The organism is Polaromonas sp. P5_D5 (assembly GCF_054049435.1).
This window is the reverse complement of the sequence record NZ_JBFUMJ010000004.1, coordinates 51,951-78,529: the sequence shown is the minus strand read 5'-3', so window position 1 is coordinate 78,529 and position 26,579 is coordinate 51,951. Positions and strand designations below refer to the sequence as shown.

At 63.2% G+C, this 26,579-nt stretch carries 28 protein-coding genes; 15 read left to right on the top strand and 13 right to left on the bottom strand.

Annotated features, from left to right (window positions below):
• Positions 1-69: 69 nt before the first annotated feature.
• Positions 70-762 carry a penicillin-insensitive murein endopeptidase gene (locus ACXJKE_RS16815; protein ID WP_457281740.1) on the bottom strand — a complete coding sequence of 231 codons (693 nt, stop codon included), beginning with the start codon at positions 760-762 and terminating at the stop codon, positions 70-72.
• A 10-nt stretch (positions 763-772) separates the two neighbouring features.
• On the bottom strand, positions 773-1,249 hold the full coding sequence (locus ACXJKE_RS16810) for a hypothetical protein (protein ID WP_457281739.1): 477 nt from the start codon (positions 1,247-1,249) through the stop codon (positions 773-775).
• 55 nt (positions 1,250-1,304) lie between these two features.
• Between ACXJKE_RS16810 and ACXJKE_RS16805 the strand changes: the two genes are divergently transcribed.
• Entirely contained in the window at positions 1,305-1,997 is a 693-nt protein-coding gene (locus ACXJKE_RS16805; RefSeq protein WP_457281738.1) for a helix-turn-helix transcriptional regulator, read from the top strand.
• 17 nt (positions 1,998-2,014) lie between these two features.
• Here ACXJKE_RS16805 and ACXJKE_RS16800 read toward each other — a convergent pair whose 3' ends face one another.
• Genes ACXJKE_RS16800 through lplT form a run of 3 tightly spaced genes read right to left on the bottom strand, consistent with a single transcriptional unit; the run spans position 2,015 to position 4,772 of the window.
• A complete protein-coding gene (locus tag ACXJKE_RS16800; RefSeq protein ID WP_457281737.1) occupies positions 2,015-2,509 on the bottom strand; it encodes a glutathione peroxidase in 495 nt (164 codons plus the stop codon).
• Positions 2,510-2,556: 47 nt separating this feature from the next.
• A complete protein-coding gene (locus ACXJKE_RS16795) occupies positions 2,557-3,477 on the bottom strand; it encodes a DMT family transporter (RefSeq protein WP_457281736.1) in 921 nt (306 codons plus the stop codon).
• Between the two features lie 14 nt (positions 3,478-3,491).
• Positions 3,492-4,772, bottom strand: coding sequence for a lysophospholipid transporter LplT (lplT, locus tag ACXJKE_RS16790; RefSeq protein ID WP_457281735.1), 1,281 nt, complete (start codon positions 4,770-4,772; stop codon positions 3,492-3,494).
• Positions 4,773-4,961: 189 nt separating this feature from the next.
• Here lplT and alr point away from each other — a divergent pair, with 189 nt between their 5' ends.
• The 3 genes from alr to ACXJKE_RS16775 are packed head-to-tail and all read left to right on the top strand — an operon-like array spanning position 4,962 to position 7,075.
• On the top strand, positions 4,962-6,056 hold the full coding sequence (gene alr, locus ACXJKE_RS16785) for an alanine racemase (RefSeq protein WP_457281734.1): 1,095 nt from the start codon (positions 4,962-4,964) through the stop codon (positions 6,054-6,056).
• A 39-nt stretch (positions 6,057-6,095) separates the two neighbouring features.
• On the top strand, positions 6,096-6,557 hold the full coding sequence (locus tag ACXJKE_RS16780; protein WP_457281733.1) for an RDD family protein: 462 nt from the start codon (positions 6,096-6,098) through the stop codon (positions 6,555-6,557).
• A 50-nt stretch (positions 6,558-6,607) separates the two neighbouring features.
• The gene (locus ACXJKE_RS16775) at positions 6,608-7,075 is read left to right on the top strand and encodes an N-acetyltransferase family protein (protein ID WP_457281732.1); all 468 of its coding nucleotides are present in this window, start codon (positions 6,608-6,610) and stop codon (positions 7,073-7,075) included.
• 18 nt (positions 7,076-7,093) lie between these two features.
• Here ACXJKE_RS16775 and ACXJKE_RS16770 read toward each other — a convergent pair whose 3' ends face one another.
• The 4 genes from ACXJKE_RS16770 to ACXJKE_RS16755 all read right to left on the bottom strand — a co-directional run bounded on the left by ACXJKE_RS16770 (position 7,094) and on the right by ACXJKE_RS16755 (position 10,616).
• Positions 7,094-7,987 (bottom strand): NAD(P)-dependent oxidoreductase, encoded by an 894-nt coding sequence (locus ACXJKE_RS16770; RefSeq protein WP_457281731.1) that lies wholly within the window; start codon positions 7,985-7,987, stop codon positions 7,094-7,096.
• Between the two features lie 46 nt (positions 7,988-8,033).
• The gene (locus tag ACXJKE_RS16765) at positions 8,034-9,008 is read right to left on the bottom strand and encodes a 2-dehydropantoate 2-reductase (protein ID WP_457281730.1); all 975 of its coding nucleotides are present in this window, start codon (positions 9,006-9,008) and stop codon (positions 8,034-8,036) included.
• A 121-nt stretch (positions 9,009-9,129) separates the two neighbouring features.
• On the bottom strand, positions 9,130-10,116 hold the full coding sequence (locus tag ACXJKE_RS16760) for a Bug family tripartite tricarboxylate transporter substrate binding protein (RefSeq protein WP_457281729.1): 987 nt from the start codon (positions 10,114-10,116) through the stop codon (positions 9,130-9,132).
• A gap of 92 nt (positions 10,117-10,208) precedes the next feature.
• Entirely contained in the window at positions 10,209-10,616 is a 408-nt protein-coding gene (locus tag ACXJKE_RS16755) for a 5-carboxymethyl-2-hydroxymuconate isomerase (protein ID WP_457281728.1), read from the bottom strand.
• 98 nt (positions 10,617-10,714) lie between these two features.
• Here ACXJKE_RS16755 and radA point away from each other — a divergent pair, with 98 nt between their 5' ends.
• The 7 genes from radA (at position 10,715) to waaF (ending at position 16,267) form a co-directional block, all read left to right on the top strand.
• Positions 10,715-12,094: a DNA repair protein RadA gene (radA, locus tag ACXJKE_RS16750; protein ID WP_457281727.1), complete on the top strand. Its 1,380-nt coding sequence runs from the start codon at positions 10,715-10,717 to the stop codon at positions 12,092-12,094.
• Positions 12,095-12,114: 20 nt separating this feature from the next.
• On the top strand, positions 12,115-12,903 hold the full coding sequence (locus ACXJKE_RS16745) for a metallophosphoesterase family protein (RefSeq protein ID WP_457281726.1): 789 nt from the start codon (positions 12,115-12,117) through the stop codon (positions 12,901-12,903).
• A gap of 169 nt (positions 12,904-13,072) precedes the next feature.
• The gene (locus tag ACXJKE_RS16740) at positions 13,073-13,507 is read left to right on the top strand and encodes a glycerate kinase (protein WP_457281725.1); all 435 of its coding nucleotides are present in this window, start codon (positions 13,073-13,075) and stop codon (positions 13,505-13,507) included.
• Between the two features lie 111 nt (positions 13,508-13,618).
• Positions 13,619-14,557: a branched-chain amino acid transaminase gene (locus ACXJKE_RS16735; protein ID WP_457281724.1), complete on the top strand. Its 939-nt coding sequence runs from the start codon at positions 13,619-13,621 to the stop codon at positions 14,555-14,557.
• 26 nt (positions 14,558-14,583) lie between these two features.
• Positions 14,584-14,811 (top strand): zinc-finger domain-containing protein, encoded by a 228-nt coding sequence (locus ACXJKE_RS16730; protein WP_457281723.1) that lies wholly within the window; start codon positions 14,584-14,586, stop codon positions 14,809-14,811.
• 21 nt (positions 14,812-14,832) lie between these two features.
• On the top strand, positions 14,833-15,219 hold the full coding sequence (locus tag ACXJKE_RS16725; protein ID WP_457281722.1) for a hypothetical protein: 387 nt from the start codon (positions 14,833-14,835) through the stop codon (positions 15,217-15,219).
• A complete protein-coding gene (gene waaF / locus ACXJKE_RS16720) occupies positions 15,209-16,267 on the top strand; it encodes a lipopolysaccharide heptosyltransferase II (protein WP_457281721.1) in 1,059 nt (352 codons plus the stop codon). The genes ACXJKE_RS16725 and waaF overlap by 11 nt, the downstream gene beginning before the upstream one ends.
• Before the next feature lie 5 nt (positions 16,268-16,272).
• Here the strand turns inward: waaF and ACXJKE_RS16715 are convergent, their stop codons facing one another.
• From ACXJKE_RS16715 to ACXJKE_RS16700, 4 genes are all read right to left on the bottom strand, one after another.
• Entirely contained in the window at positions 16,273-16,896 is a 624-nt protein-coding gene (locus ACXJKE_RS16715; protein ID WP_457281720.1) for a carboxymuconolactone decarboxylase family protein, read from the bottom strand.
• A gap of 311 nt (positions 16,897-17,207) precedes the next feature.
• The gene (locus ACXJKE_RS16710; protein WP_457281719.1) at positions 17,208-18,431 is read right to left on the bottom strand and encodes an ATP-binding protein; all 1,224 of its coding nucleotides are present in this window, start codon (positions 18,429-18,431) and stop codon (positions 17,208-17,210) included.
• Positions 18,432-18,589: 158 nt separating this feature from the next.
• Positions 18,590-19,306: a response regulator gene (locus ACXJKE_RS16705; RefSeq protein ID WP_457281718.1), complete on the bottom strand. Its 717-nt coding sequence runs from the start codon at positions 19,304-19,306 to the stop codon at positions 18,590-18,592.
• Positions 19,307-19,498: 192 nt separating this feature from the next.
• Positions 19,499-20,911 carry an AmpG family muropeptide MFS transporter gene (locus ACXJKE_RS16700; RefSeq protein ID WP_457281717.1) on the bottom strand — a complete coding sequence of 471 codons (1,413 nt, stop codon included), beginning with the start codon at positions 20,909-20,911 and terminating at the stop codon, positions 19,499-19,501.
• A 25-nt stretch (positions 20,912-20,936) separates the two neighbouring features.
• Between ACXJKE_RS16700 and ACXJKE_RS16695 the strand changes: the two genes are divergently transcribed.
• From ACXJKE_RS16695 to ACXJKE_RS16680, 4 genes are all read left to right on the top strand, one after another.
• Positions 20,937-21,779, top strand: a complete 843-nt coding sequence (locus tag ACXJKE_RS16695; RefSeq protein ID WP_457281716.1) for a M48 family metallopeptidase — start codon at positions 20,937-20,939, stop codon at positions 21,777-21,779.
• A 20-nt stretch (positions 21,780-21,799) separates the two neighbouring features.
• A complete protein-coding gene (locus ACXJKE_RS16690) occupies positions 21,800-22,957 on the top strand; it encodes an HPP family protein (RefSeq protein WP_457281715.1) in 1,158 nt (385 codons plus the stop codon).
• Between the two features lie 320 nt (positions 22,958-23,277).
• A complete protein-coding gene (locus ACXJKE_RS16685; RefSeq protein ID WP_457281714.1) occupies positions 23,278-23,646 on the top strand; it encodes an Hpt domain-containing protein in 369 nt (122 codons plus the stop codon).
• A 30-nt stretch (positions 23,647-23,676) separates the two neighbouring features.
• A complete protein-coding gene (locus ACXJKE_RS16680; RefSeq protein ID WP_457281713.1) occupies positions 23,677-26,577 on the top strand; it encodes a PAS domain S-box protein in 2,901 nt (966 codons plus the stop codon).
• Positions 26,578-26,579: the final 2 nt, after the last annotated feature.

Sequence of the window (26,579 nt, the reverse complement as noted above, 5' to 3'; positions counted from 1 at the left end):
TTTTCCATCATATTGGAGGTCATGTCCAGTGCCTATGACGCTTGCCGCTCTGCGCCAGCTGCCGTTTTGCTAGCCCGCGCCGGATTTGCACGGAATGGCGAAGTCCACGTGGTAATGCTCGTCGTGGCGAACCCAGGGCTTGCCTTTCATGAAGTTCAGGTTCTGCTTCAGGTAGAGGCCGCGCGGCGTGGCGAACAGCCGGGGCAAAAACGGTGCGTCAAAGATGACCAGGGCAATGCCGACGCCGTGCGCCTTCGAGGCCAGGTGCAACTGGTACAGGTGCTCGGCGGTCGCGGGGAAGTCGATGACGTACTCGCCGTACCGGGCGTCGGCATTGAACTCAAGGTCATAGCCGAAGCGGTTGCCGATGCTGCTTGGTAGCGGCACGGACTTTCCCTGCGCGTCGCGGACCGGCACAAAGAAGTCCACGGACAGGCCGTTCTGATGCGTACGGTGCGGCCGGAAACGCCCGCCGGAAGGCCAGCCCGTTTCGCCATAGACATAGGTGGTCGATGGGCTGGTGGCGTGGAGCGCCGCGTAGGACGCGGTGATGACGTCCGCGACCTTGGTATGCACATGCGTGCGGCCTGCCGTGGCGGCCATCGCGCTGTACACCGAGAAGTTGGGGCCGCTGGTCGGCAGCTTGACGCTGCCTTCGATGCGGCCCTTGCTGACCGTGCCGAAGCATTGGCTGTCGGCGGCAAGGGCTCGGACGGACAGGGTCGCCAGCATTGCGGCGATCAGGCAAGTGAGCTTATGCATGGAAGATCGGTTACCAGGCCCCGCGACCATACGAAACAGCAAGCGCTCCAAGAGTAAGTGAGCCGGCCACAAGGACTCCCAGCGCCAGCCACTCAGCGGTGTTGAAATCCTTGAACGGAGGATCGAATGGGTTCAGGGCCTGCCACCATTTCTTCCCGAGCCGCCTGCGGTTCAGATAGAGCAGTAAATTTCCGCCGCCGACCCAGAGCACCGCTATGAGCGAGAGCAGGATCAGTTGACCGGGTGGCATGCTTGCCAGGACATCCTCAGCCGTCGGGATCGCGGATGGCGGTGCTGAGGCTTCCGGTATGAGACCGGAAGCCTTGGCCAGGAGGAAGGTCAACAGCATAGGCGCCACAAAGAGCGCCATGTTCTTCCAATAGACCGACTGCGTCTGGGCTCGCACCATGCGGAACCATGCGATGGGCGCTATCACCAGGGTCGCCACGATTGCGACGCAAGCGAGAATTAGAAGAAGCAGTGGCATGGTGATCACGGTTTGCACTATAGCCGGGTGGGCGCTCCCCTATCATCTGCAAACCATGCGCCGCGCCGATCGCCTTTTCCATCTCGTCCAGCTGATTCGCGGCCGCCGCCTGAGCACCGCGGAATTCCTCGCCAAGCGGCTCGAGGTTTCCGAGCGCACGATTTACCGCGACGTGGCGGACCTGCAGCACCAGGGTGTGCCGATCGAGGGCGAGGCCGGCGTGGGTTACCGGCTGGGCGCGGGTTTTGATTTGCCGCCGCTGATGTTCACGCAAAAGGAAGCCAATGCGCTGGCTGCGTCGGTGCGCCTGGCGCAGGCCTGGCTGGACCCGGCCATGGCGGGTGATGCGGAGGCCGCTTGGGGCAAGATTTTTTCGGTGCTGCCGCCCGCGGCGCGCACGGCGGCCGAAGGCGTGCCGCTGTATGCGGTGGTGATCAATCCCGATGAGGCCACGCAGCGCCGCCTGCAGCTTTTGCGTGAGGCGATTCATGCGCACTGCAAGGTGGGCTTGCGCTACCTCGATGCGGCCGGGCGTGAAAGCCGGCGCGTGCTCTGGCCGCTGGGCTGTTTTTACTGGGGCAGCGTCTGGACGCTGGGCGCCTGGTGCGAAGCGCGGCAGGACTTCCGCAACTTTCGCGTGGACCGCATGGCCGCGATCGACGTGCTGGACGAACGCATGGGCCATGAGGCCGGCCGTACGCTGGCGGATTATTTGCGCGCTGTCAAAGCCGGCCCCAAACCCCCTTGATGCGGGGCGCTGGCGGCTCAGGCCGCTAGCGCAGCCTCGATGTCCTTGGCCAGGTCTGCGGGCTTGTCACTGGGCGCATAACGTCGTATGACTTTCCCGTCCTTGCCGACCAGGAACTTGGTGAAGTTCCATTTGATGGACTTGATGCCCATCAGGCCGGGCGCCTCGGCCGACAGCCACTGGTACAGCGGGTGGGCGGCGGGGCCATTGACGTCGATCTTGGACATCATAGGGAAACTCACGCCGTAGTTGACCTGGCAGAACTCGGCGATCTGGTCGTCGCTGCCGGGGTCTTGGGAGAGAAACTGGTTACTGGGAAAGCCCAGCACCGCCAGGCCTTTGCCTGCATATTGTTTGTACAGCTCTTCCAGACCCGCGAACTGCGGAGTAAAACCGCATTTGCTGGCCGTGTTGACGATCAGCATGACTTTGCCTTTGAAGGCGCCCAGTGCAACATCCTTGCCCGTGATGTCTTTGGCCTGGAAGTCGTAAACCGTTTTTTCTGCGCCCATGGTGTGTCTCCTTGTGAATCGCTATCGGAAAGCGTGAGGCTTGTTCCTTAGTGCGATTTTGCGCCATTCGAAGACGACGGTGCTGTCGCCGCCAGTACAGCAGCCAGCACGATCAGGCTGCCACCCAGCAGCACGCGAGGAGTCAGTTCGGCAGCGCCCATCGCAGCCGACGAGAGGCTCGCAAAGAGGATCTCGGTCAACATCACGATGGCGGTGGTGCCTGCCGCCAGCCGCGCCGCGCCGTACTGCAGGCCGGCGTTGCTGGCCATGAAGGCCAGCGCCAGCCCCAGCACCACCGGGACGCCGGCCAGCGCCAGCGCCGGTGCGGGCACCAGGGCCTGCGACATACCCATCAGCGCCGCTGCCGCCGCCATCAGGCCGCTGCCGCCAAACATGGCCAGCATGCGCGATTCGCTGGGGGTGTGGTTGTATTTGCGCAGCACGGCGTTGGTCACTGCAAAACTGAAGCCGCCCATGATGGCCAGCCAGTCGGCGCCACCTTGGGGTACGGGCCAGGGCGAGTCGGGCGATTTGAGCACGATCAGCACGCCCGTCATGGCCAGCAAGAGGCGCAGCAGCGAGGCGGCCGAGGGCTTTTCACCTAGCATGACCCAGGCCACCAGCACCGACCACGCGGGCATCAGGTAAAACAGCAGCACCACGCGCACCACATCGCCCACGGTCACGGCCCAGTTGAAGCCGACGTTGGTCAGGCCCGAAGCCGCCGCCAGGAACCACAGCTGCGGGTGGGCCACAAAGCCGCGCCAGGCGGCGGGGCGCAGGGTGAGCAGGCCGGTAACCACCACTGCATAGACGAGCGCCGTGGTCCACAGCGGGTGCAGGCCATGGCCCTGCAGCTCGCGCAGCGGCCACCAGGACACGCCCCAGACGAGGGCGTTCAGTGTGAGGGCGAGAACGGCTTTGGAGGTGCCCTTCGCAGCGGCACCGTGTGTCGCATCAGACTGCACAGTGTTAACAGTTCCTAGTGCGAGTTATCGCTGCGGGCGATGTTCAGCAGGTGGTCGACCTGCTCTTTGTGCTTGATGCAGTTGTTTTTGTGCCACCGCTGGATCACCCACATGAAGCCGGCCACCACCACACCAAAGGCGGTAATGGCACCAAAGGCCGACAGGCCCAAGCCGGTAGAGAGGCTGTAGAAAGCCCCCAGGCTCAGGATGCAGGCCTGTTCGTTGAAGTTCTGCACGGCGATCGAGCGGCCCGCGCCCATCAGGTTGTGGCCGCGGTGCTGCAGCAGCGCGTTCATGGGCACGACCAGGAAGCCGCCCAGGCCACCCAGCAGGATCAGGAAAGGCGCGGCCACCCAGACATTGCCGATGAAGTTCATCAAGATGACCAGAAGGCCCATGGCAATACCCAGCGGCATCACGCTGGTGGCCTGGTCCAGCCGCATGCGCATGGAGGCCAGTACGGCACCGACGGCGGTGCCGATGGCGACCACGCCGACCAGGGAAGAGGCTTGTGTCGTGCTGTAGCCCAGGGCGGCCGCGCTCCAGGCCAGCACGATGTAGCGCAAATTACCCGACACCCCCCAAAACAGGGTGGTGGTGGCCAGGGAAATCTGCCCAAGCTTGTCGCGCCACAAGGCTGAGTTGCAGTTCCAGAAATCGGGCAGCAGCTCAAGCTTGTTGCGCGGCATGGGCCGCATCTCCACGCCGGTGTCGGGGATACGGGTGTTGAACCAGGCCGCGATGATGTAGAGCAGGATCAGCACGGCAATCGCGGCTTCAGGGGCGGTGTCGATGCCGGTAGTAAAAATGGGAAAGTCAAACGAAAGCAATAGCGACGACACCGAATGACCCACCAGCTGGCCGCCCAGCAAAACACCCAGGATGATGGACGAAATCGTCAAGCCTTCAATCCAGCCGTTGGCCTTGACCAGCTGCGAAGCCGGCAGGAGTTCGGTGAGGATGCCGTATTTGGCGGGCGAATAAGCCGCCGCCCCGAGTCCGACGATGGCATAGGCCAGCAGCGGGTGGGAGCCAAACAGCATCATCAGGCAGCCGATCACCTTGATGGCGTTGCTGACGAACATGACGTTGCCCTTGGGGCGCGCATCGGCAAAAGCGCCTACAAAAGGCGCCAACACCACGTAAAAGAGCGCAAACATGGGCACCAGCGCCGCCGGCTGCCATTTGGGCGCGCCGCTGGTTTTCAGCAGCTCCACGGCGGCCACAAACAGCGCGTTATCAGCCAGCGAGCTGAAAAACTGGGCCGCCATGATGGTGTAGAAACCGCGCTTCATTAAACTGTTGTGGTCACTGCATCAATGCATCAGCGGATCTGATGCGGCAAGATATGGGTGAATGTCTCCAGACGATTCCGGTTTATAGCATGGGGGGCGGTGTCAGAATGCAAAAGACCTCATCCAGAGGCCTTTCGTCCCGACGGGCCCGCCAGCCTGCCACGCTCCCGGAAAACAATTTACTGCGCCATGCCACGTCCCATTCTTGCCACCATTCACACCGCCGGGCTTGCCCACAACCTTGCCCGCGCGCGCGCTGCCGCGCCCGATGCGCGGGTCTGGGCCGTCGTCAAGGCCAATGCCTATGGTCACGGCATCGAACGTGTTTTTGATGCGCTGCGCAGTGCCGACGGATTTGCGCTGCTGGACCTGGCTGAAGCGCAGCGCCTGCGCGCGCTGGACTGGCGCGGCCCCATCCTGTTGCTGGAAGGCTGCTTCGAGGCGCGGGATCTCGAGTTGTGCTCCCGCCTGGGCTTGTGGCATGCCATTCACTGCAACGAGCAGATCGACATGCTGGCTGCCCACAAGACGCAGCTGCCGCACCGTGTCTTCCTCAAGATGAATTCGGGCATGAATCGGCTGGGTTTCGCGCCCGAACGCTACCGTGCGGCGTGGACGCGCCTGAATGCATTGCCCCAGGTCGAAGAGATCACGCTGATGACGCATTTTTCCGATGCGGACGGCCCTAAAGGCATCGCCGCGGCGCTGAAGGCCTTTGACGCCGTCACGCACGACCTGCCGGGTGAACGCACTCTCAGCAACAGCGCCGCCACCTTGCGGCACGGCGATGTGCTGGCCGGGCGCTCCGACTGGGTGCGGCCCGGTATCCTGGTTTACGGCAGCGCGCCCGACTTCCCTGAGCACAGCGCGGCCGACTGGGATTTGCAGCCCACCATCACGCTGTCATCGAAAATCATCGGCATCCAGGAGCTCAAAGCCGGCGATACCGTGGGTTACGGCTCCTGTTTCACGGCCGACGGCCCGCTGCGCATCGGCGTGGTGGCCTGCGGTTACGCAGACGGCTACCCGCGCCACTGCAGCACAGGTACGCCGATGCTGGTGAATGGCGTGCGCACCCGCATGGTGGGGCGCGTCAGCATGGACATGATCACGGTGGACCTCACTCCCGTGCCCGGCGCGGGCATCGGCACCGAGGTGACGCTGTGGGGCCGCGCCTCCAGCGGCGCGGTGCTGCCGATCGACGAAGTGGCGCACGCCGGCGGCACCGTCGGTTATGAGCTCATGTGCGCGGTGGCACAGCGTGTGCCGGCGGTGGCGGACTGAATCCGCTGTGACTGCAAACTTGTTCAGGAAAAAAGAACCATGGAAACATCAGAACTTGAATATGCCGGCTTCTGGATACGCGTCTGGGCATCGCTGATTGATACCGTATTGTTCTGTGTGCTGATCTTCCCGCTACTGACGGTCATTTACGGCACCGCTTACTGGAACAGCACAAAGCTGGTTCAGGGACCGGCGGATTTCCTGATCTCATGGGTTATTCCGGCTGTAGTGGTCGTGGGCTTCTGGATCGTTCGGCAGGCGACACCCGGGAAAATGGCGATTGCTGCCCGCATCGTGGACGCCAGGACCGGCCTCAAGGCCACGCCAGGCCAGTTCGTCATCCGCTACATCGGTTACGTGCTGTCCACCATTCCCTTTTGCCTGGGTTTTTTCTGGGTGGCTTTCGACGCCCGCAAGCAGGGCTGGCACGACAAGCTCGCCGGCACGGTTGTCGTGCGCAACAAGGCCGGCACTACCCAGCCTGTCGCGTTCAACGACTGATACCCGCTCTCTCCGGCATCAACCCTGCCTGCCATCATCAAGAGGTGTCCATGCCAGTGGCTTCATCCATCACCGTTCGTCCCATAGCGCCGCAGGATTTCGAGGCCTGGTTGCCCCTTTGGCTGGGCTACAACAAGTTCTACGGCCGATCCGGTGAGACGGCGCTGGCTGACGACATCACCGCCATGACCTGGTCGCGCTTTTTTGATGCGTATGAGCCTGTCCACGCCCTGGTGGCGGAGTCTGACGGCGAACTTGTGGGCCTCACGCATTACCTGTATCACCGCAGCACTACCCGCATTGCGCCGGTCTGTTATTTGCAGGATCTGTTCACCGCCGAAGCCGTGCGCGGCCAAGGCGTTGGCAAGGCGCTGATTGAAGCCGTGTACGAGAAGGCCCAAGCCGCCGGTTCTACCCGCGTTTATTGGCAAACCCACAAAACCAACACCGCGGCCATGAGGCTGTATGACCAGGTGGCGGAAAACTCCGGCTTTGTCGTGTACGCCAAGGCGCTTTAGGCGCCGTCGAACCGCGGCTCACTGCGGCGTGATTTTGGCGCCTGTGAGTTTTTCCTGCGCCGTCACAAGGGCGGTGACAAATTTCTTGCCCTGGCCCAGCGCGCTGGCGGTGGCCAGGCTTTGGTGCACGGCCTCGCCCACGAGAGAAGGAACATTCACCATCTCGGCCAGGTGGGTGTAGTAGCGCAGGTCCTTGCGGGCGTTGTCCAGCTCAAACTTCAGGCCGTTGAAGTCACCGTTCAGTGTCTTGGCCATGGCCTGGAAGAGGCCCGAGTTCACCGCGCCGGCCGAAATCACTTCCACCAGCTTTTGCGGCTGAATACCCGCCAGCGCGCCCACGGCAAAGGCCTCGGCGGTAGCCGTGCAAATCGCCTGGCCGATGAAGTTGTTGAGCAGCTTGATGATGTGGCCGGCACTGGGGCCGCCCACGTGAAAAATGTTTTCGCAATAGGCCGCCAGCACCGGTTGAATTTTGTCGAACACGGCCTGCTCGGCGCCCACCATGGTGTTGAGCTTGCCGAGCTCGGCTTCGACTGGTGTGCGCGCCAGCGGTGCGTCTACCAGCGTCGCGCCACGTTCGGCGCAGAGGGCGGCCAGGCGGCGTGTGGATTCGGGTTCGCTGGTGGAGGTATCGATCACGATCAACCCTGCGCGCGCCTTTGACAGTACGCCATGGGCCCCGAGTAGGGTCTCCTCGACCTGCGGCGATCCCGTCACGCAAATGATCACCGCGTCGCACGCGCCCAGCTCGGCGGGGCTTGCGGCCTGCTTCGCGCCGGCGGCCAGCAGGTCGGCCACGCGTTCCGTATTGCGGTGCACGGTCAGGCTGACGTTGAATCCCTTGGCCTGCAGGTTGCGTGCAATACCGTGTCCCATGAGGCCCGATGCGCCGATAACGCCGATGTGTTTCATGCTGTCTCCTGAAAAGTGGTTGAGAAAAATCCGGAAAATCTTTGGGTCAATAAAGACCTTTGACACGCGCCTGCAGCCGGGCCAGCCCGAGCAAAGCGTCGGTATAGGGTGTGGGTACCGCCGTCAGTTGCCCCAGCTCGCGCACAGCCGTCACCAGCGCGTCCAGCTCGACCGGTTTGCCGGCTTCCACATCCTGCAGCATGGATGTCTTGAAAGCACCCAGCTTGCGCGTGACGACATGGCGCTCCGCAGGGGTCTGGTTGATCGGGATGCCGATGCGCGCGCCGATTTCCTTGGCCTCAAGCATCACGCTGTGGGTAAAACCGGTCACCAGTTCGTCGTCAAGAACAAGGTCCATGGTTGCACCGGTCAGCGCGCTGATTGGGTTGGCGGTCATGTTGCCCCAGAGCTTGAACCAGATGTCTTTCTGGATCTGCTCCGACACCGGCGCTTCAAAGCCGGCTTTTTCAAGCAGGGCCGCAAGCTGCTGCACCCGGGCGGTTTTCTCGCCGGAGGGCTCGCCGATGATGAGCTTGTTGCCGAAGTGGTGGTGCACCTGTCCGGGCTCATCCAGCGAGCAGCTGGCATGCACCACGCAGCCGACGATGTGCTTTGCCGGAATGGCCTGCGCCAGTTCGCCGCCGGGGTCCACTGAAGTCAACTGGGTGCCTTCAAGCGTCCCGCCGAAGCCTTGCAAGAACCACCAGGGCACGCCATTCATGGCGGTCAGGACCATCGTTTCCGGGCCAATCAGCGGCGCGATCCGGCGCACCACCTCGGGCAGAGAAGGCGCTTTGACGGCCAGCACCACCAGGTCCTGCACGCCGAGGTCGGCCGGCGCGGCGCTGGAGGACACAGCTTGCGACGTGATCTTGCCGCCCTGGTTCAGCCGCAGACCGTGCAGCTGCAGGGCATCGAGCGTGGCGCCGCGCGCCACCACGCTGACGCGGCAACCTGCGTGAGCGAGCCCGTGGCCTATCCAGCCGCCAATGGCGCCAGCGCCATAAATACATACCTTCATCGTTTCATGTCTCCATTTCCTAATCCCAAAAGCGAAAGGCCAGCAGGGGCCGCAGGCGCAGCGCCCCCTCGGGGGGCAGCGCATTACACGCAGCCGAAGGCGAAGTGAAAAGCGTGGGGGCTCAACCCTCTGGTGTGAAACCCACCGCCTTGACCAGCGGGCCCCACAACTCGGTATCGGCCTTGAGCATGGCGGCCAGCTGTGCGGGCGAGGTCGGGGCCGCTTCCAGGTACGACACCGCGAGGCCGTCGATCACGTCCTGCGAGGCCAGCGCGGAGCGGATGCCGGCATTCAGCCGCTGCACCACATCCTGCGGCGCTTTGGCGGGCAGGAAGAAGCCGAACCATTCGGTGAACGCCATGTCCTTGAAGCCTTGCTCCAGCAGCGTCGGCGTGTTGGGGGTAAAGCGGCTGCGTTTGGGGCCGCTGGTCGACAGCAGGCGGCACTTGCCCGACGCGACATGCTGGGTGAACTCGCCGGTCGGCCCCGACACGGCGGCAATCTGGCCGCCCACCATGTCCAGCACGGCGGGCTGGGTGCCGCGAAAAGCCACGTGGCGCAAGTCCACGTTGCCGGCACGGCCCAGCAGCGCGCCGATGAAGTGCGGCGATGAGCCGGCGGCCGGTGAGCCGAAGTTGGCCTGGCCTGGGTTGGCCTTGCACCAGGCAAGAAAATCCGGCACGTTTTTGACGCTGGCCGGCACCATGGGGCCGACGGCGAAGCCGTAGTCGAAGATCGCGCCGGCAGATACCGGGGTCAGGTCGGCTACCGGGTCGTACGGTAGCTTCTTGTAGGTGTGCGGGTAGATGCCCAGCATGGACATGGGCGTCAGCAAAACGGTGGCGCCGTCGGGCGCGGCAGATTTGACGAACTGCACGGCGATTTGCCCGCCCGCGCCGGTCTTGTTCTCCACCACGGCGCTTTTGGCATAACCGGGGTGCAGCTTGTCGGCGACGCGCCGCGACACGATGTCGGCGGTGCCGCCGGGCGCAAAGCCGACGATGACTTTGGTGCTGTCAATGGCCTGGGCCCAGGCGCGCTGGCCGATGCTTGTGAGCAGTGCTGCAGCGCTGGATGACTGGATGAGCTGGCGGCGCGAAATGTTCATGGTGTGACCTCGTGGAATGGGTGGGGGCTGCTGTGGCGCCGCTGGCGGGCGCGAAAAAGCCATTGTTGTGCAAGATGCGATTTTGTGCAGGATCAGGCGGTATCCAGATGCGCGGCGAGGTTGTTGCGCTTGCCTTCATACACGGGGGCGCCTTCGTCGATTTGCAATGTCATGCCCACGGCGTGCTGCGCGAACACCCCATCCAGGTGTGCGCTGGCGCTGGCCAGCAGGGCGTCGCCGGCCCGCTTTTTCATGGCTTCGCTGCGGCCGGGGGTGATCAGGAGGTTCAGGTAGATAAAGGCGCGGTCGGGCTGGCCGTCCGCCACCGCAAAGTGCGGCGCCGGCCAGGCCATGACCCGCGTACCGGCCACCGGGAAAAGCGGCGCCACGCCGTCTTCGCCGCGCAGGGCCACCAGTGTGGCGGCCAGCGTGTGGCACATGGCGTTCATGTCGGTGAGGTTATCCAGGTTGGCGGTGTATTGAATGTTCAGGTGAGGCATGGCGGAGTTTGGTGGGGGTTGGCAGGTTGCGCGGATGAACAGGACCCGCCATCATTACCAAAACGCAAAAGCTGGTTATTTATACAGTAATATCGCGCATGGCCAAAGACAAAACGATTTACACCTGCACCGAATGCGGTGGCACCAGCCCCAAATGGCTGGGCAAATGCCCGCACTGCAACGCCTGGAACACGCTGATCGAGTCGGCCGCGGAAAACAGTGCGCCGGTCAAGAACCGCTACAGCAGCCAGTTCCAGTCACTGGCCAAGGCCTCTGACGTGACCGCCCTGGCCGACATCGAAGCCACCGACATGGAGCGCACGCCCACCGGGCACGAAGAGCTGGACCGCGTGCTGGGCGGCGGCATCGTCGAGGGCGGCGTGGTGCTGATTGGCGGCGACCCTGGCATCGGCAAGTCCACCTTGCTGCTGCAGGCGCTGGATTCGCTGCAACGCGCCGGGCTCAACACACTTTACGTGACCGGCGAGGAAAGCGGCGCGCAGGTCGCGCTGCGTTCACGCCGGCTGGGGCTGGACGGCTCGCAGGTCAAGGTGCTGGCGGAAATCCAGCTAGAAAAAATCCTCGCCACGCTGGAGGCCACGCAGCCGGCCATTGCCGTGATCGACTCCATCCAGACGGTGTATTCCGACCAGCTCACGTCGGCGCCCGGCTCGGTCGCGCAGGTGCGTGAATGCGCGGCGCACCTGACGCGTGCCGCCAAGTCCAGCGGCGTGTGCATCGTGCTGGTCGGCCACGTCACGAAGGAGGGAGCACTCGCCGGCCCGCGTGTGCTCGAGCACATGGTGGACACCGTGCTGTACTTTGAAGGCGACACGCATTCAAGCTTTCGCCTCGTGCGCGCCATCAAGAACCGTTTCGGTGCGGTCAACGAGATCGGTGTGTTCGCCATGACGGAAAAAGGCCTCAAGGGTGTGGCCAATCCGAGCGCGATCTTTTTGAGCCAGCACAGCGAGCCCGTGCCCGGCAGCTGCGTGCTGGTCACGCTGGAAGGCACGCGCCCCATGCTGGTTGAAATCCAGGCGCTGGTCGACAACGGCGGGCCCAGCCCGCGGCGCCTTTCGGTGGGTCTGGACCGCGACCGCCTGGCCATGCTGCTGGCGGTGCTGCATCGCCATGCCGGTGTTGCCTGCATGGACCAGGACGTGTTCGTCAACGCCGTGGGCGGCGTGCGCATCAGCGAGCCGGCGGCCGACCTGGCCGTGATGCTGGCCATCACCTCCAGTTTGCGCGGTAAACCGTTGCCCAAGGGTTTCATTGCCTTTGGTGAGGTCGGGCTGGCCGGAGAAGTGCGCCCGGCCCCGCGCGGCCAGGAGCGCCTGAAGGAAGCGGCCAAGCTGGGCTTTAGCGTTGCCGTGGTGCCCAAGGCCAATGCGCCCAAGAAACCGATTGAAGGCCTCACCATCCACGCCGTCGAGCGCGTGGAAGAGGCCATGGAAGTGGTGCGCAGCCTGAGCTGAGGCATTGCACAATCAGGGCCATGAAACTCGCCGTCATCTCCGACATTCACGGTAACCTGCTGGCGCTTGAGGCCGTGCTGGCGGACATTGCCGGGCAGGGTGTTGACCAGACCGTGAACCTGGGCGACATCCTGAGCGGCCCGTTGCAACCCGCGGAAACGGCCGACCTGCTGATGGCCCGCAACTTCACCACCATTCGCGGCAACCACGAGCGGCAGGTGCTGGAATTGCTGGACCAGGGCCAGCACCTCGACCCACTCGGCACTGACGGCTACACCGCGGGCCAGCTGACGTCGGCGCAGGTGGCGTGGATCAGGGCGCTGCCCGCGCACCTGGAGCTGGCGGGCGGCGATGTGCTGCTGTGCCACGGAACGCCCGGCAGCGATTTGATCTACTGGATGGAAACTACGGTGCCCGGTTTTCCTGACGCGCATCCGACCGGTATCCGGCCCGCCACGGGCGAAGAAGTTTTCCTGCGGCTTGGCGGCGAGAGCCCACAGGCGCATTCGCTGGTCCTTTGCGGCCACACCCATGTGCCGCGCATGGCCCAGTGCGGCAACCTGCTTGTCGTCAATCCCGGCAGCGTCGGCCTGCAGGCCTATGACGACGACCATCCTCACCCGCATGTGGTGGAAAACGGTGCGCCGCACGCGCGTTACGCGGTCGTCGAAAAAACCGCCCAGGGCTGGCGGGTGGACCTGCGCGCCGTGCCCTATGACCACATGGCGGCATCCAAAGCGGCATTCGGGCGAGGCCGTCCTGACTGGGCGTATGCGCTGGCGACCGGTTGGGCACAACGCGGCAGTTAACAAGCGCTATTAAAAACATAGCTGCTGGCGCAATATCTGATTGGGTAGCAGCCGCTTTTGGCTTAAAAAGAGCTCTCCACGCTGCCTGGAGGCCGCTTTCGGCGGTTTTTTCATGCCGCTACGCACTCCCCGCAACGTTGGCGTCCCCGGTGGCTGCGAAAATACGGCCATGAACTTCCAGAAAATCATTGTTCCCGTGGCCGGCATCGCCGGGGTCTTGCTGGCGTACCGCTTTTACGGCTGGGCCGGTGTAGCCGCCGCTGCCAGCGCCCTCGTGATGTGGGTGCTGCTGCATTTCACCCGCATGATGCAGGTTTTGAAGCGTGCAGCCAACCGGCCCATCGGTTATGTCGACAGCGCGGTCATGCTCAACGCCAAGCTCCGGCCCGGCATGACATTGCTACATGTGGTGGCGATGACGCGGGCGCTGGGCCTGCTGCAGTCGGCCAAGGACGAACAGCCCGAAATCTTCCGCTGGACAGACGGTTCCGAGTCGCATGTCACCTGCACCTTTGTGGGCGGCAAACTGTCGCACCATGAACTCTTCCGCCCCGTGCCCGCGGATTCGCCTGAGGCCGGGGGCGCAGCGCCGCCCGCACCGTAAAATCAGACTTTCGGGTTTTGCCCGGCCTGGCACCGCATTTCCGGCTGCTGCTGCCGGCGGCGCGCCGATACAGCACAACCATTCCACGACATTCACCACAGGATCAGCACCATGTCCCCAGTTATTCCTTCCATGGCAGACCGCGACGGCAAAATCTGGATGGACGGCCAGATGGTCGACTGGCGCGACGCCAAGATCCACGTGCTGAGCCACACCCTGCATTACGGCTGCGGCGCGTTTGAAGGCGTGCGGGCCTACAACGCCCAGGGCGGCACGGCGATTTTCCGACTGGAAGAGCACACCGAGCGCCTCTTCAACAGCGCCAAGATTCTGCGCATGAAGATTCCTTTTACCCAGGATCAAGTCAACGAAGCCACGAAAGCCGTCGTGCGCGAGAACAAGCTGGAGTCCTGCTACATCCGCCCGCTGACCTGGATCGGCTCGCAAAAACTCGGCGTCAGCCCCAAGGGCAACCAGATTCACCTGATGGTCGCGGCCTGGGCCTGGGGCGCCTACCTTGGCGAAGAAGGCATGAAGCGCGGCATCCGTGTGAAGACCTCCAGCTACACCCGCCACCATGTCAACATCACCATGACGCAGGCCAAGGCGGTGAGCAACTACACCAACTCCATCCTCGCCAACATGGAAGCGCTGGATGACGGCTACGACGAAGCGCTGCTGCTCGACGCCTCAGGTTTTGTCAGCGAAGGCGCGGGTGAAAACATTTTTGTGATCAAGGGCGGCGTGGTCTACACGCCCGACCTGTCTGCAGGCGCGCTCAACGGCATCACACGCAACACCATCCTGCACATCTGCAAGGACCTGGGCCTGGATCTCGTGCAAAAACGCATCACGCGCGACGAGGTGTATATCTCCGACGAGGCCTTCTTCACCGGCACGGCCGCCGAAGTCACGCCGATTCGCGAACTCGACCGCATTGAAATCGGCGCCGGCTCGCGCGGCCCCATCACCGAGAAAATCCAGAGCGCGTTCTTTGACATCGTCAACGGCCGCAATCCTAAATATGCCCACTGGCTGGCTAAGGTCTGAGTGCCCCCTGAATAAGAAAGCCGAACATGAACACCCCCACGACGACTCTCCATTCATCCTCTGTCGAACTGCTGGCCTCCGACCTGAATGCCCAGGGCGGCGTCTACTGCCCCAGCCCCAAGGCCGACATGAAAATCTGGAATAGCCACCCCAAGGTTTACCTGGACGTGGCCCGAACCGGCCAGGCCAAGTGCCCGTATTGCGGCACGGTTTACGCGCTGAAAGCCGGCGAGCACTTCGGCGGACATCACTAATCGCGGTCGCCTTTCATTCTGATGGGCAGCTTCAAACATCACAGCTATTTTGTAAAAGAGAAACACGTTCAAGGTGTTCTCTTTCCGCACGCCTGCCTGGACTGCCGAAAGACATTCAAAAAACCGCGGAGTGTGACCGCCCGCTTATGCCCAGAATGTGGCGGCCAGCTCGTCGTTTTGAGCCGCAAATTCTCGGCACCTAAATCCCGCGATACCCGGCAGTGGGAAAAAGTAAGATTCCTGGTAATCAACGGATTTCTTTTTCAGCCCGTTCGGGAAGGCAACGAAACTGTCCGTTATCCAAAGACATTGGACGAGGCGAGAGAATTTGTCGCCAAGTATCGCAAGCAGGCCATCCCGTGCGCTCGCAAAGATTTTGATGTTGCCATCCTTCGCAATGAGCCATAAATCCGACGACAGATCTGGCTCACAGGGTGCAATTCACTCGCTCGTGATCGCACCTCAGTGGATTGGTGACGCCGTCATGACCGAGCCGCTCATGCGCCGCTTGCATGCGCGCGGCGAACGCCTCACGGTAGGTGCCTTGTCCTGGGTGGCGCCGGTTTACCGGGCGATGCCGCAGGTGGCCGATGTCATTGAATTTCCCTTTGCACACGGCGGCTTGCAGTTCCGCGAACGTCGCGCGCTTGCCAGGCGCATCGAGGGACGTTTCGACAAAGCTTATGTCCTGCCCAATTCGCTGAAAAGCGCACTGCTGCCTTTTCTGGCCAGCATCCCGGAACGCATCGGTTATTTCGGTGAAGCGCGAGTGGGCCTGCTCACGCACCGGCTCAAGAATCCGAAGAACAAGCCGCCCATGGTGGCGTTTTATTCAGCGTTGAGCGGTGGGGCGGACCTCGACAAAGACCGGCCGCAACTGCAGATGGCACCCGCTGAAATTGAGCAGGCGCTGGCTGAACTGGGCCTGCAACGCGGCGGCTATTACGTGTTTGCGCCCGGCGCCGAATACGGTCCTGCCAAGCGCTGGCCCGCCCGTCACTTTTCAGAACTCGCCGCGCGGCTGGCTTTGCCGGTAGTGTTGCTGGGCTCCGGCAAGGAGGCGGCGCTCTGCGAAGAAATCGCCGCGCCCGTGAACGCGGCGCAGCCCGGCAAATGCCTGAACTTCGCGGGCAAGACCTCATTGGTGCAGGCGCTGTGCCTGATCGCCGCAAGCCAGAGCACGATCAGCAATGACTCGGGACTGATGCACGTGGCTGCGGCCTTCGGTGTGCCGCAAGTGGCGATTTTCGGCTCGTCCAGCCCCCTGCATACGCCGCCGCTAAGCGACAAGGCCACCGTGCTGTGGCTCAAAGCTGATGCCGCCTACCAGCCGCCGCTGGACTGCGCACCCTGCTTCGAGCGCGAATGCCCGCTGGGCCATACGCGCTGCCTGAACGATATGGGCGCCGAGCGGGTGCTGGCGGCGCTGCCACCGGTTCCCCGGGTGGGAAATTAGGCCGGTCAGGCGGGGAAGGCCGCCAGCGGCGAAAAACCCGGTTTGCCCTGGGTCGGCGTACGCGCCACGTTCATCACCCAGCACACCATCACAAAATAGCCGGCGAGGCTGACCAGCTCGACCACACCCTGTTCGCCGAAAGTTTTCACTGCCGCGGCGTAGGTGGCGTCGCAGCAGCCGTGCTGGCGCAGCACTTCGAACGTGAGGTCCAGCGCGACGGCCTCATCGGCGGCCAGTTCGCGCGGCTGCCTGCCTTCGGCGATCGCGTCCACAGTGGCCTGGCTCACGCCCGCAGCCACCGCCAGCGGCGCATGCATCAGCCATTCAAACTGGTTGGCGGTATGGCGGGCCGCCACGCAGGTAACGAGTTCGCGGATGCGCGCGTCCAGCGCGCTTTCAAAGCGCAGGTAAGCCCCCACGTCGCCGATGCGGCCCATGAGCTGCGGGCTGCGCAGCAGGGGAATGAACGGGCCAAACACGGCCTTGCGCGGGCCGGCGATCAGTGTGTCTGCAGCGGCCTGCTGCGCGGGTGACATGGCCTCCCGCGGCATCAGCGGCATCCGGTCTTCGGCAAGCTGGAAGAAGCCCTGGGGGACGGCGGGAGCTGGGGGTGTGGTGGCAAGGCTCATGGGGTTCCTGTGGGTGGCTGAATCCCTGAGCGTATCAAAGGGCGCGCCGCCATGTCTTCAGGCAAAAAAAAGCCACCGCGAGGTGGCTTTTGCAAACTTCTTCCGTGAGGAAGATGTCGTTGGGAATCATTGAAATGTTTCACCGACGTTTTGGTTTTTAGTCCCTTTTAGTTCCCCTTTTCCCCTATCCATTGTTGTGACAGCAACGGGAAGAAATGTCGGCGATTACACGCTGTCTGACCATTCTCCAAATAGAGGAGACCGCGCGGTTTAGTGTTGCTGGAGGCCGTACTTCGTGATTTATTTCACGTTTATGGGTGGGCGACCGGCAATTCAACAACAAAAGTCGCGCCGCCGCCAGGCCGGGCTTCGCAACGAACGCTGCCGCCATGGCGCTGGCTGATCGACTTCACCAGGGCCAGGCCGAGCCCCACGCCGCCTTCGCGTTCACTGGCGCCGGGCAACCGGTAAAAAGGTTCGAAAATGCGCTCCCGCTGCTCGGCGGGCACGCCCGGGCCGCGGTCATGCACCTTGATCACGGCCCGCTGTTTTGCGCCGGCCCGGGCCTGTGCCAGCTCGAGGTTAATCTCGCCGGTGCTATAGCGCCGCGCGTTTTCCAGCAGGTTGCGAATCAGCCGGCGCAAGAGGCGTGGAGAGCCCTGTACTGTCAGGCTGTGGCTATCGGCATCAATGCCAAGGCCGGCGCCGCTGGAATCCTGGCTCAGCTCTGCGCTCAACTCCGCATTGACGCGCGAGCATTCTTCGGCCGCCAGGCCCGTGAGGTCCAGGGTTTCAAAAGGCTCCGCGTCGGCCTGCTTGGCGTCGAGGCGGCTGGCCAGCAATATCTCGTCGATCAGCTGGTCGAGTTCGGAGATGCTGCGGGAAATTTCCTTGCGCTGCGGTGATGCGGCGTCGGTGCCCATGAGTTCCAGCCCCATGCGGATACGCGCCAGTGGTGAGCGCAATTCGTGTGACGCGTTGGCCAGCAGCGATTTGTGCGACTCCATCAGGGTTTCGATGCGCTCGGCCGCGTGGTTGAAGCGCCTGGCCAGGAAGGCCACCTCGTCCTTGCCGTCTGCGTTAACGCGGGCCGACAAATCACCGGCGCCCCAGCGCTCTACGCCGCGCTGCAGGGCTTCCAGCCGCAGCGTCAGCCTTCGCATCACGGGGTAGGCGCCCAGCGCCACGGCCAGGCCGACCACGACCAGCATCCAGCCAAAACCAAACGGAGGGCGGTTCCACGGGTTGTTGCCGGGTGGGCGTTTGGGCCGCGGCAACACCAGGTTCAGGGTCTGGCCGTCTTTGGTCAGCACGTCAAATTCCAGGCCGTCACCGGGTTTGCGGTCGGGCTTGGTTTGCGCTGTGCCGATGACTTCGCCCTTGTCGTTGTGCACCAGCACTTCGCGTATCGGCAGCTGCGGCGGGTCGGCGCTCAGGCGCCACGCCGCGCCCACCAGAAAAGTGAGGACCAGCACTGTAGCGACAACAGCCAGCCAGATTCGCACATACAGGTGCGAGGTAAAACGTCCCCACATATGGAGCTCCTATAAGTCCAATTTTCGGGCGGATGGCATCGTTGCGCGGTGCTCGGAATCCTCATGTACCCAAGTGCATTCCGGTGTCCTGCGCTCCGGGCGCCTCGCCCTGCATCCCGACAATTGCATTTCTAGGAGCTCCATAGCCATTTCCCTCCTTAGTCCTGCTGTTTGGCAAAAACGTAGCCGACGCCCCGCACCGTCAGAATGCGTTTCGGGTCTTTTGCGTCGGCCTCGATGGCGCTGCGGATGCGGCCCATGTGCACGTCGATGGAGCGGTCAAAGGCCTCGAGTTCGCGGCCGCGTACGGCTTCCATGATCTGGTCGCGGCTTAGCACGCGGCCGGCACGTTCGGCCAGCGCCACCAGCAGGTCGAACTGGTAAGACGTCAGCTCGCAGGGGTTGCCGGACACCGATACGGTGCGTGCATCGCGGTCGATCTCCAGCGAACCGAAGCGCATGACCTTGTGGCCGCCGCTGGAGGCTGCCGCACCCGTTTCGCCGCCGCGGCGCAGCACGGCCCGGATGCGCGCCAGCAACTCGCGCGGCTCGAAAGGTTTGGGCAGGTAGTCGTCAGCGCCAATTTCCAGGCCGACGATACGGTCCATCGGGTCGCCCTTGGCCGTCAGCATCAGCACGGCGGTATTGGCGTTTTCGCTGCCCTGGCCCTTGATGCGCCGGCACACTTCCAGTCCATCCATGTCGGGCAGCATCAGGTCCAGGATGACCAGGTCGGGCGTTGCGGCTTCCAGTGCTGCCAGACCTGCCGCGCCGTCGGCTGCGTGGGTAAAACCGTAGCCCGACTGGCGCAGGTATTCGCCCACCATATTGGCCAGGCGGGTATCGTCTTCAATCATCAAAAGCTGTTGGGTCATGGCTGGTCCTCGTGTGCAGGTGTTCCCCTTGGGGTGGGATCACAATGAAATTCATGGTGCGCCGGGCGCAACAATCCCGCTTGAAGCCACCGTAAAGTTACGGTAAACCGGGGCAGCGAGCCTCCAGCATACTCCGTGCACGGCACGTCCGCCACGGTGCGGAATTGCTATTGAATTAATAGCTGCTTGCGCTTATTCCTTCTGGGTTTGCGGCGTTTTAAGTCTTGAGGCAAAACCCACCAGAAGTAGCACCGGCAGGCCCAGCAGGGCCGTTGCGGTGAAGAAGTTGCTGTACCCGAAAGAGTCCACATACTTGCCCGAATAGCCGGCCAGAAACTTCGGCAGCAACAGCATCATGGAGCTGAAAAGGGCGTATTGGGTGGCCGAATAATTGATGTTGGTGAGGCTCGACAGGTAGGCGATGAAAGCGGCTGAAGCAATGCCGCTGGAGAGGTTGTCGGCCGAGATCACGAAGATCAGCGCGTTGACGTCGTGGCCCCGCGTGCCCAGCCAGGCAAACAGCAGGTTGCTGGCGGCACTCAGCACGGCGCCCAGCATCAGCACGCGCATGACGCCGAAGCGCATGGCCAGCGCGCCGCCCACGAAGGCACCGACCAGTGTCATCACCACGCCGTAAATTTTGGTCACTGCAGCTACTTCGTCTTTGGTGTAGCCCATGTCGACATAGAACGGGTTGGCCATGATGCCCATGACAACGTCGCTGATGCGGTAGACCGCGATCAGGGCCAGGATCAGCAGCGCCTGCTTGCCGTAGCGGCGCAGGAAATCGGCGAACGGGTCGACCAGCGCGGTTTTAAGCCACTCTGCAGCGTTGCGCGACGGCGCCAGCGGGCGCGGCGCTGGTTCAGGCGACAGCAGCACCGTCGCCATGCCCAGCAGCATGGACGCCGCCATGACCAGGTAGGCCACTTGCCATGCGCCGTGCTGGTAAGTGACGGCGTCGCCTGCGACTTCGGCACGCGCTGCAATCCACAACGCCCCGGCGCCGGCCCAGATCATCGCGATGCGGTAACCCGTTTGGTAGGCGGCAGCCAGTGCGGCCTGGCGCTGGATGTCGGCCGACTCGATGCGGTAGGCGTCCAGCGCGATGTCTTGTGTAGCCGACCCGAATGCCACGGCCAGTGCACACCACACGACGGGTTGCAGTGCCAGCTTGGGGTCCGTCAGTGCCATGCCGACAAGCGCCGCCACGATGACCAGCTGCGACAGCAGCAGCCAGCTGCGCCGGCGCCCAAGCAGACGCGTGAGCAGCGGAATGGGCATGCGGTCCACCAGCGGCGCCCACACCCACTTGAAGCCGTAAGCCAGCCCGACCCAGCTCAGGTAGCCGATGGTGGTGCGGTCTATGCCGGCTTCGCGCAGCCAGAAGCTCAGCGTGCCAAACACCAGCAGCAGGGGCAGGCCGGCGGAAAACCCCAAAAACAGCATGCGCAGCGTGGCGGCTTCGGCATACACGCGCCAGACATCGCGCCAGGCGGGTTTGGGTGCGGCTTTAACAGTGGGGGCTGTAGATGCCGCGCTGTGCGCAGCGACAGGGGCGGATGATGGCAGTTCGGAGGAGGGGGTTTTGTCTGACATGGGCATTTTGATTTGTGACTATTATTCACCCATGTGCTTTTTATGCGAGGCCAAACACTCTGCCTGGGCTGGCCGCCGGGCGTTCCTGCTGGCTGCCGGCGGCGCCGCAGCGACGGCCGTCACCACCCCGCTGCTTGCGCAGGTTGATGTCGGGCCGTCATCGGGGCTGCGCAAGCTGATCCCTGCCGAGGAACTGGAAAACGCCGCCACGCAGGAATATGCCAAGCTGCTGGCGGAGGCAAAGTCCAAAGGGGCGCTGGCGTCGCCGGGCAATCCCCAGCTGCAGCGCATACGCGGCATCGCTACCCGGCTGGTGCCGCAGGCCGCACAGTGGAACGACCGTGCCAACCAGTGGCGCTGGGAGGTCAACCTGCTCGGCAGCAAGCAGATCAACGCCTTCTGCATGCCCGGAGGCAAGATTGCGTTCTACACGGGCATCATCGATCAGCTCAAGCTCACCGACGATGAAATTGGAATGATCATGGGCCACGAAATGGCCCATGCGCTGCGCGAGCATGCACGTTCCCGCATCGCCAAGAGCGCGGGAACCGGGCAGCTGCTCTCGCTGGGTGCGCAATTGCTCGGCCTGGGCCAGCTCGGCGACGTAGCTGCCAACATCGGCACCCAGCTGCTGACGCTGCGCTTCAGCCGCGAAGACGAGACGGACGCCGACCTCGTGGGTCTGGAGCTGGCCGCGCGCGGCGGCTATAACCCGCAGGCATCCGTCAGCCTCTGGGAAAAAATGGCGCAGGCTGGTGGCGGTGCCGGCGGTCCGAGCTTTCTTTCTACCCATCCCTCCGGTCCTGAGCGCATCCAGCAACTGCAGGCCAATGTGCCCAAGGTGCAGGGTCTTTATCAACGCGCGCGCGGCTGATCTGGCCCCTGGTGACCGGTTTGACGCAGCGCGCCGCATTCTTCACGCGCGCCTGGTGGCGGGGCTTCCGGCCGGGACGCACCCGCATCAACTCTCGCGAGCGACTGCGCATTGTCGTTGGGTCGCTGCTGGGTATTTTCGTGACGGGGCTGCTGTGCCACCTGGCTGACCGGATGATGCCGGGCCTGCCCTGGCTGGTGGCGCCGCTGGGCGCCAGCGCCGTGCTGGTGTATGCCGTGCCGGCCAGTCCTATGGCGCAGCCCTGGAATGTGGTGGGCGGTAATACCCTGTCGGCGCTTGCCGGCATTGCGGGCGTGCATGGCATGCATCTGCTGGGCTCGCCGGCGCTTGCGGCCGCAGTGGGCGTGGCCACGGCCATCGCGCTCATGCTGGCGTTGCGCTGCCTGCACCCGCCGGGCGGCGCCACTGCCTTGATGGTGGTGCTGGGCGGAGTTTCCGACCCGCTGTTTGCCTTCTATCCCGTGATGCTCAACTCCGTGCTGCTGGTGGCGGTCGGCGTCGCCTACAACAACGCCACGCGCAGGGCCTATCCCCACACCCAATTGGCCCCGCCGGGCCCCGCGCCGTCCGTAGAAGACCAGTTGCTTGATGCGGATCTGGACGCCGTACTGGCGCGCTACAACCAGGTGCTGGACGTCAGCCGCGACGACCTCAAGACCTTGCTGGCCGAAACCCGGCTGCGCGCGTACGACCGCAAACTGGCGGAAGTCCGCTGCGCCGACGTCATGTCGCGCGATCTCGTCACGGTGGAATTCGGCACTCCGCTGGAAGAGGCCTGGGCCCTGCTGAGGGAGCGCCGCATCAAGGCCTTGCCGGTGGTGGACCGCAGCTTCCGCATCGCGGGCATCATCACGCAGGCCGACTTCATGCGGGCGGCTGAACTCGATTTGTACGAAGGCTTTGACGCCAAGTTGAGGCAGCTGGTGCGCACCACGCGCAGCGTGTACTCCGACAAACCCGAAGTCGTGGGCCAGATCATGACCCGCAACGTGCGCGTAGCGGGCATGCACCGGCGGCTGGTGGAGCTGGTGCCGCTGTTCGGCAGCACCGGTCACCACCACATTCCCATCATCGGGGAGGGAGAGCGGCTGGTGGGAATTATTACCCAGTCTGATGTGATCGCTGCGCTGGGGCGGGCTGCCGATCCATCGGCTTGATGCGCGCGGCGGCCCCAATGATTGAATACTAATGTATTTAATTGCCGCGTAGATTCAGGGGTTTTTGCGATAAAGCAGGCTATAAGAATTAATTATTCACCGGTACAGATGATTCGCTTCTGACATCCCGCCGCAAGCGGTGCACCCCAAGGCGAAACCTCGTACTTGTCCTACGCTGCGTTTTGGCACCTGCGCCGTAAGATAAGCCGCATGTGCTTTCTTCTTCATCAAGTGCAACATGCGTGCCCGCGCGGCTTGCATGCCAAGGCGACTTCGGGGCTGGTCACCAGCTTCTCCTGCGGCACCGCATCAAATAGCGCATGGCTGGCGCCAGCTTTCCGGATGCCATGACGCAACCCAACCCGGCCCTGCTCGCATTTCTGGAGGAGCAGCGCGCCGATTACACCCGCTCGTTGCCGCGTCGTCTTGAGCAGGTGGCGGCCTTATGGCAACAAATTCTCAACGGCGACGATCTGGCGCAGGCTCTGCCAACCCTGGAACGCCATGCGCACAGCCTGGCCGGATCTGCGGCAACCTTCGGATGGGCCGACCTCGGTCTTGCGGCCCAGGCGCTGGAACTGGCCATAGAACCTCATGTCGGTGCCGGCCGGCCGCTTTCGCCGCAGGTGCAGTCCGAAGTCGGACGGGCAGTTAAGGCACTGCAGCAACGCTTTCCCGGTACTGCGTGAACGCCTACGATCAGATCGCACAAAATGTCCATGTTTTCCTCCAACGCTTTTCTGGTCAAGATCAAAATCGCATTGGCTGCAGGCCTTGTGCTGATGATGGTTGTGGGTGCGGCCTCGTACATCGGCATCGACCGCCTGATTGAAACGGCGCAATCCCGGGTGCGCACGGAAGACACGCTGGTGATGCTCGAGCGTGCGGACTCCGGCCTCCGCACGGCCGAGTCCACATTGCGACAGTATCTTCTGAGCGGCAGCCCCCAGGAGCTGGAGGAGTTCCAGCGGGCTCGGGTCGAGTTGCGCGCGATCAGGGCACGCATGCGCAGCGCCAACGTGCTGCAGGAGGCCGTAGAGTTTGACGAACTGATCAATCAGCGCGCCCAGATCGCGAACCAGTCCATCGCGGCGCGCAAGGCGTCCGGCCCCGAAGCCGCTGCGACCGTTCTTGGCAGTGATGCCAGCCGGCAATTGAGGCTGCGCACCGACGGATTGCTGGAAAACGCGCGTAATCGCGAGGTCCATAAGTGGCGTGACGCGCAGGCTGCGGCGGAGCATAGCGCCCAGTGGGCTCAGGGCTTCATCATCGCGGGAAACCTGCTGTTTGCCTGCATGCTGGCCTGGATGGTCTATGTGGTCAAGCACTATGAGCACGTGCGAAAACGCGGCGAGGAGCAATTGCGCGACACAGAAGTGATGAGCCGCAGCATTACCGAGGGTATGGTCGAAACGGTGATCACCACCACGTCCGACGACATCGTTCTGGAGGCCAACGCGGCGGCTTTGCAACTCTTTGGGTACGAGAAAAGCGATCTGATCGGCCGTGACGTGTCGGAATTGGTGCCGCCGCGGTTTCGCCAGCAATACAAGGATTTCACTTCCATGATGCGGGAGCAGCCGGAAACGTTCCGGATATCCGGGCAGGAAGTGCGCGCCATGCGCAAAGATGGCAGCGAGTTCATGGTCAGTGTGTCTTTTAGTGATGTGCAAGTCGGCGGCCGCCGCCTTTTCACCGCCTTGATGCATGACATTACCGAGAGCAAGCGCATCAGCAAGGCCTTGCGGGCGAGCGAGTCCCAGCTGCGCCAGGTCACCGATACGGTGCCGGCCCTGATTGCTTACCTCGATACGGAGCAGCGCTTTCGCTTTCACAACCGCGCTTACGAAGCTGCTTTCGGCCTGAGCTTCGAGCAGATCGACGGGCACCCCCTGGCTGAAGTCCTGGGTCCGCAGATTTACGAAACCGTCCGGGAGAAAGTGGAAGAAGTGCTGAGCGGCAAGCCGGTCCGCTACGAACGCACCCAGGTGACGCCGCAAGGCGAGCGCAGGCACTTCGCGATGCAGTATTTCCCCCGCTACGGCGAAGGCGCCGCCAAAGACAAGGTCATCGGGTTCTTCTCAATGGGCACGGACATCACCGAGCTCAGGCGTATCGACCGCATGAAGACCGAATTCGTGTCCACCGTCAGCCACGAGCTGCGCACGCCGCTGACGTCCATACGCGGCTCCCTGGGGCTGATTTCCGGCGGCGTGGCCGGTGAGCTGCCTGCGGCGGTGAAGAACCTGGTGGGCATTGCCCAAAGCAACTGCGAGCGCCTGATCCGGCTGATCAACGACATCCTGGACAGTGAAAAAATCGAGTCCGGCAAATTGCGCCTGGACCTGCAGGTGGTGGACCTTCGGCAACTGGTGCAGCAGGCGCTGGTCGCCAACGAGGGCTTTGCCGGCCAGCACCGGGTGGACCTCGTGTTGCGGGCGCCTGACGTCGCCCTGCAGGTGCGGATCGACGCCGATCGCATGACCCAGGTTTTGACCAATCTTCTGTCCAACGCGGTCAAGTTTTCGCCGCCGGGCAGCCCGGTGGAGGTCAGGCTGTCAAGGTCGGCGCAGCGCGTTCGCGTCGAGGTGGTTGATGTCGGCCCCGGCATTCCCGAGGAGTTCCACGGTCGCATTTTCCAGAAATTCTCGCAGGCAGATTCTTCCGACACCCGGCAAAAAGGCGGAACCGGCCTCGGCCTGAATATTTCTCGCGCGCTGGTGGAAAAGATGGACGGCACGATCGGCTTCAGCAGCGCGGAAGGCGTGGGAACCACCTTCTTTTTTGAGGTGCCGGAATGGACCAACCCGGTGCCACTGCTGCAACCCGTGCGGATACAGCCGGCTGTTTCAACCCGGCCTCGCATCCTGATCTGCGAAGGCGATCCCGACGTGGCCAGGCTGATCAGCATGATGCTAAGCAAGGCCGGGTTCGACTCCGATATGACACACAGCGCGGAGCAGGCGCTGGCTTGCCTGGCAGCCAACAGCTACGACGCGGTGACGGTAGACCTGAAACTGCCGGGGCAGAACGGCGTGGCCTTTATCGGCCAGCTGCGGGAGGATGAAAGAACCCGCCACCTGCCTGTTGTGGTGATCTCGGCCATGGCCGAGCAGGGGCAGTTGCAGTTCAACCGCAAGCCGCACACGGTGTCGGACTGGCTCAAGAAACCCATTGACGAGCGGTTGCTTATTCACAGCTTGCGACGGGCCGTTGTCAGCGTGGATGAAGGCAAACCGCGCGTTCTGCATGTCGAAGACGACCAGGATATCCAGCAAATCACGGCCGCCATTGCACAGGATTTTGCGACCTTCGAATTTGCCACAACGCTGGACGAGGCTCGCGCCCTACTGCGCCAGCATTCATTCGACCTGATCCTGCTGGACCTGTCGCTCGGCAGCCATTCGGGCTGGGACCTGTTCGAGGATATCGACGCCCTGGATCCGCGTCCGCCGGTGATCGTGTTCTCGGCCGGCGACGTAAACCCGGCAGATGGCAAGCAGGCCGATGCGGTGCTGGTCAAGGCCCATACTTCCAATACCGAACTGCTCAATACAATCCAGCGTGTGCTCCAGATTCCCGCCGACTACCGCCCCACCCAATCCCAACCCCTGATCTGATC

Coding starts and splice junctions, on each gene's coding strand:
- ACXJKE_RS16805 (WP_457281738.1), top strand. CDS start 1,305: ATGCGCCGCGCCGATCGCCTTTTCCATCTCGTCCAGCTGATTCGCGGC.
- ACXJKE_RS16715 (WP_457281720.1), bottom strand. CDS start 16,896: ATGAGCCTTGCCACCACACCCCCAGCTCCCGCCGTCCCCCAGGGCTTC.
- ACXJKE_RS16700 (WP_457281717.1), bottom strand. CDS start 20,911: ATGCCCATGTCAGACAAAACCCCCTCCTCCGAACTGCCATCATCCGCC.
- ACXJKE_RS16685 (WP_457281714.1), top strand. CDS start 23,278: ATGGCTGGCGCCAGCTTTCCGGATGCCATGACGCAACCCAACCCGGCC.
- ACXJKE_RS16680 (WP_457281713.1), top strand. CDS start 23,677: ATGTTTTCCTCCAACGCTTTTCTGGTCAAGATCAAAATCGCATTGGCT.
- ACXJKE_RS16780 (WP_457281733.1), top strand. CDS start 6,096: ATGGAAACATCAGAACTTGAATATGCCGGCTTCTGGATACGCGTCTGG.
- ACXJKE_RS16755 (WP_457281728.1), bottom strand. CDS start 10,616: ATGCCTCACCTGAACATTCAATACACCGCCAACCTGGATAACCTCACC.
- alr (WP_457281734.1), top strand. CDS start 4,962: ATGCCACGTCCCATTCTTGCCACCATTCACACCGCCGGGCTTGCCCAC.
- ACXJKE_RS16730 (WP_457281723.1), top strand. CDS start 14,584: ATGAACACCCCCACGACGACTCTCCATTCATCCTCTGTCGAACTGCTG.
- lplT (WP_457281735.1), bottom strand. CDS start 4,772: ATGAAGCGCGGTTTCTACACCATCATGGCGGCCCAGTTTTTCAGCTCG.
- radA (WP_457281727.1), top strand. CDS start 10,715: ATGGCCAAAGACAAAACGATTTACACCTGCACCGAATGCGGTGGCACC.
- ACXJKE_RS16740 (WP_457281725.1), top strand. CDS start 13,073: ATGAACTTCCAGAAAATCATTGTTCCCGTGGCCGGCATCGCCGGGGTC.
- ACXJKE_RS16765 (WP_457281730.1), bottom strand. CDS start 9,008: ATGAAGGTATGTATTTATGGCGCTGGCGCCATTGGCGGCTGGATAGGC.
- ACXJKE_RS16775 (WP_457281732.1), top strand. CDS start 6,608: ATGCCAGTGGCTTCATCCATCACCGTTCGTCCCATAGCGCCGCAGGAT.
- ACXJKE_RS16745 (WP_457281726.1), top strand. CDS start 12,115: ATGAAACTCGCCGTCATCTCCGACATTCACGGTAACCTGCTGGCGCTT.
- ACXJKE_RS16760 (WP_457281729.1), bottom strand. CDS start 10,116: ATGAACATTTCGCGCCGCCAGCTCATCCAGTCATCCAGCGCTGCAGCA.
- ACXJKE_RS16725 (WP_457281722.1), top strand. CDS start 14,833: ATGGGCAGCTTCAAACATCACAGCTATTTTGTAAAAGAGAAACACGTT.
- ACXJKE_RS16815 (WP_457281740.1), bottom strand. CDS start 762: ATGCATAAGCTCACTTGCCTGATCGCCGCAATGCTGGCGACCCTGTCC.
- ACXJKE_RS16800 (WP_457281737.1), bottom strand. CDS start 2,509: ATGGGCGCAGAAAAAACGGTTTACGACTTCCAGGCCAAAGACATCACG.
- waaF (WP_457281721.1), top strand. CDS start 15,209: ATGAGCCATAAATCCGACGACAGATCTGGCTCACAGGGTGCAATTCAC.
- ACXJKE_RS16705 (WP_457281718.1), bottom strand. CDS start 19,306: ATGACCCAACAGCTTTTGATGATTGAAGACGATACCCGCCTGGCCAAT.
- ACXJKE_RS16735 (WP_457281724.1), top strand. CDS start 13,619: ATGTCCCCAGTTATTCCTTCCATGGCAGACCGCGACGGCAAAATCTGG.
- ACXJKE_RS16810 (WP_457281739.1), bottom strand. CDS start 1,249: ATGCCACTGCTTCTTCTAATTCTCGCTTGCGTCGCAATCGTGGCGACC.
- ACXJKE_RS16710 (WP_457281719.1), bottom strand. CDS start 18,431: ATGTGGGGACGTTTTACCTCGCACCTGTATGTGCGAATCTGGCTGGCT.
- ACXJKE_RS16770 (WP_457281731.1), bottom strand. CDS start 7,987: ATGAAACACATCGGCGTTATCGGCGCATCGGGCCTCATGGGACACGGT.
- ACXJKE_RS16695 (WP_457281716.1), top strand. CDS start 20,937: ATGTGCTTTTTATGCGAGGCCAAACACTCTGCCTGGGCTGGCCGCCGG.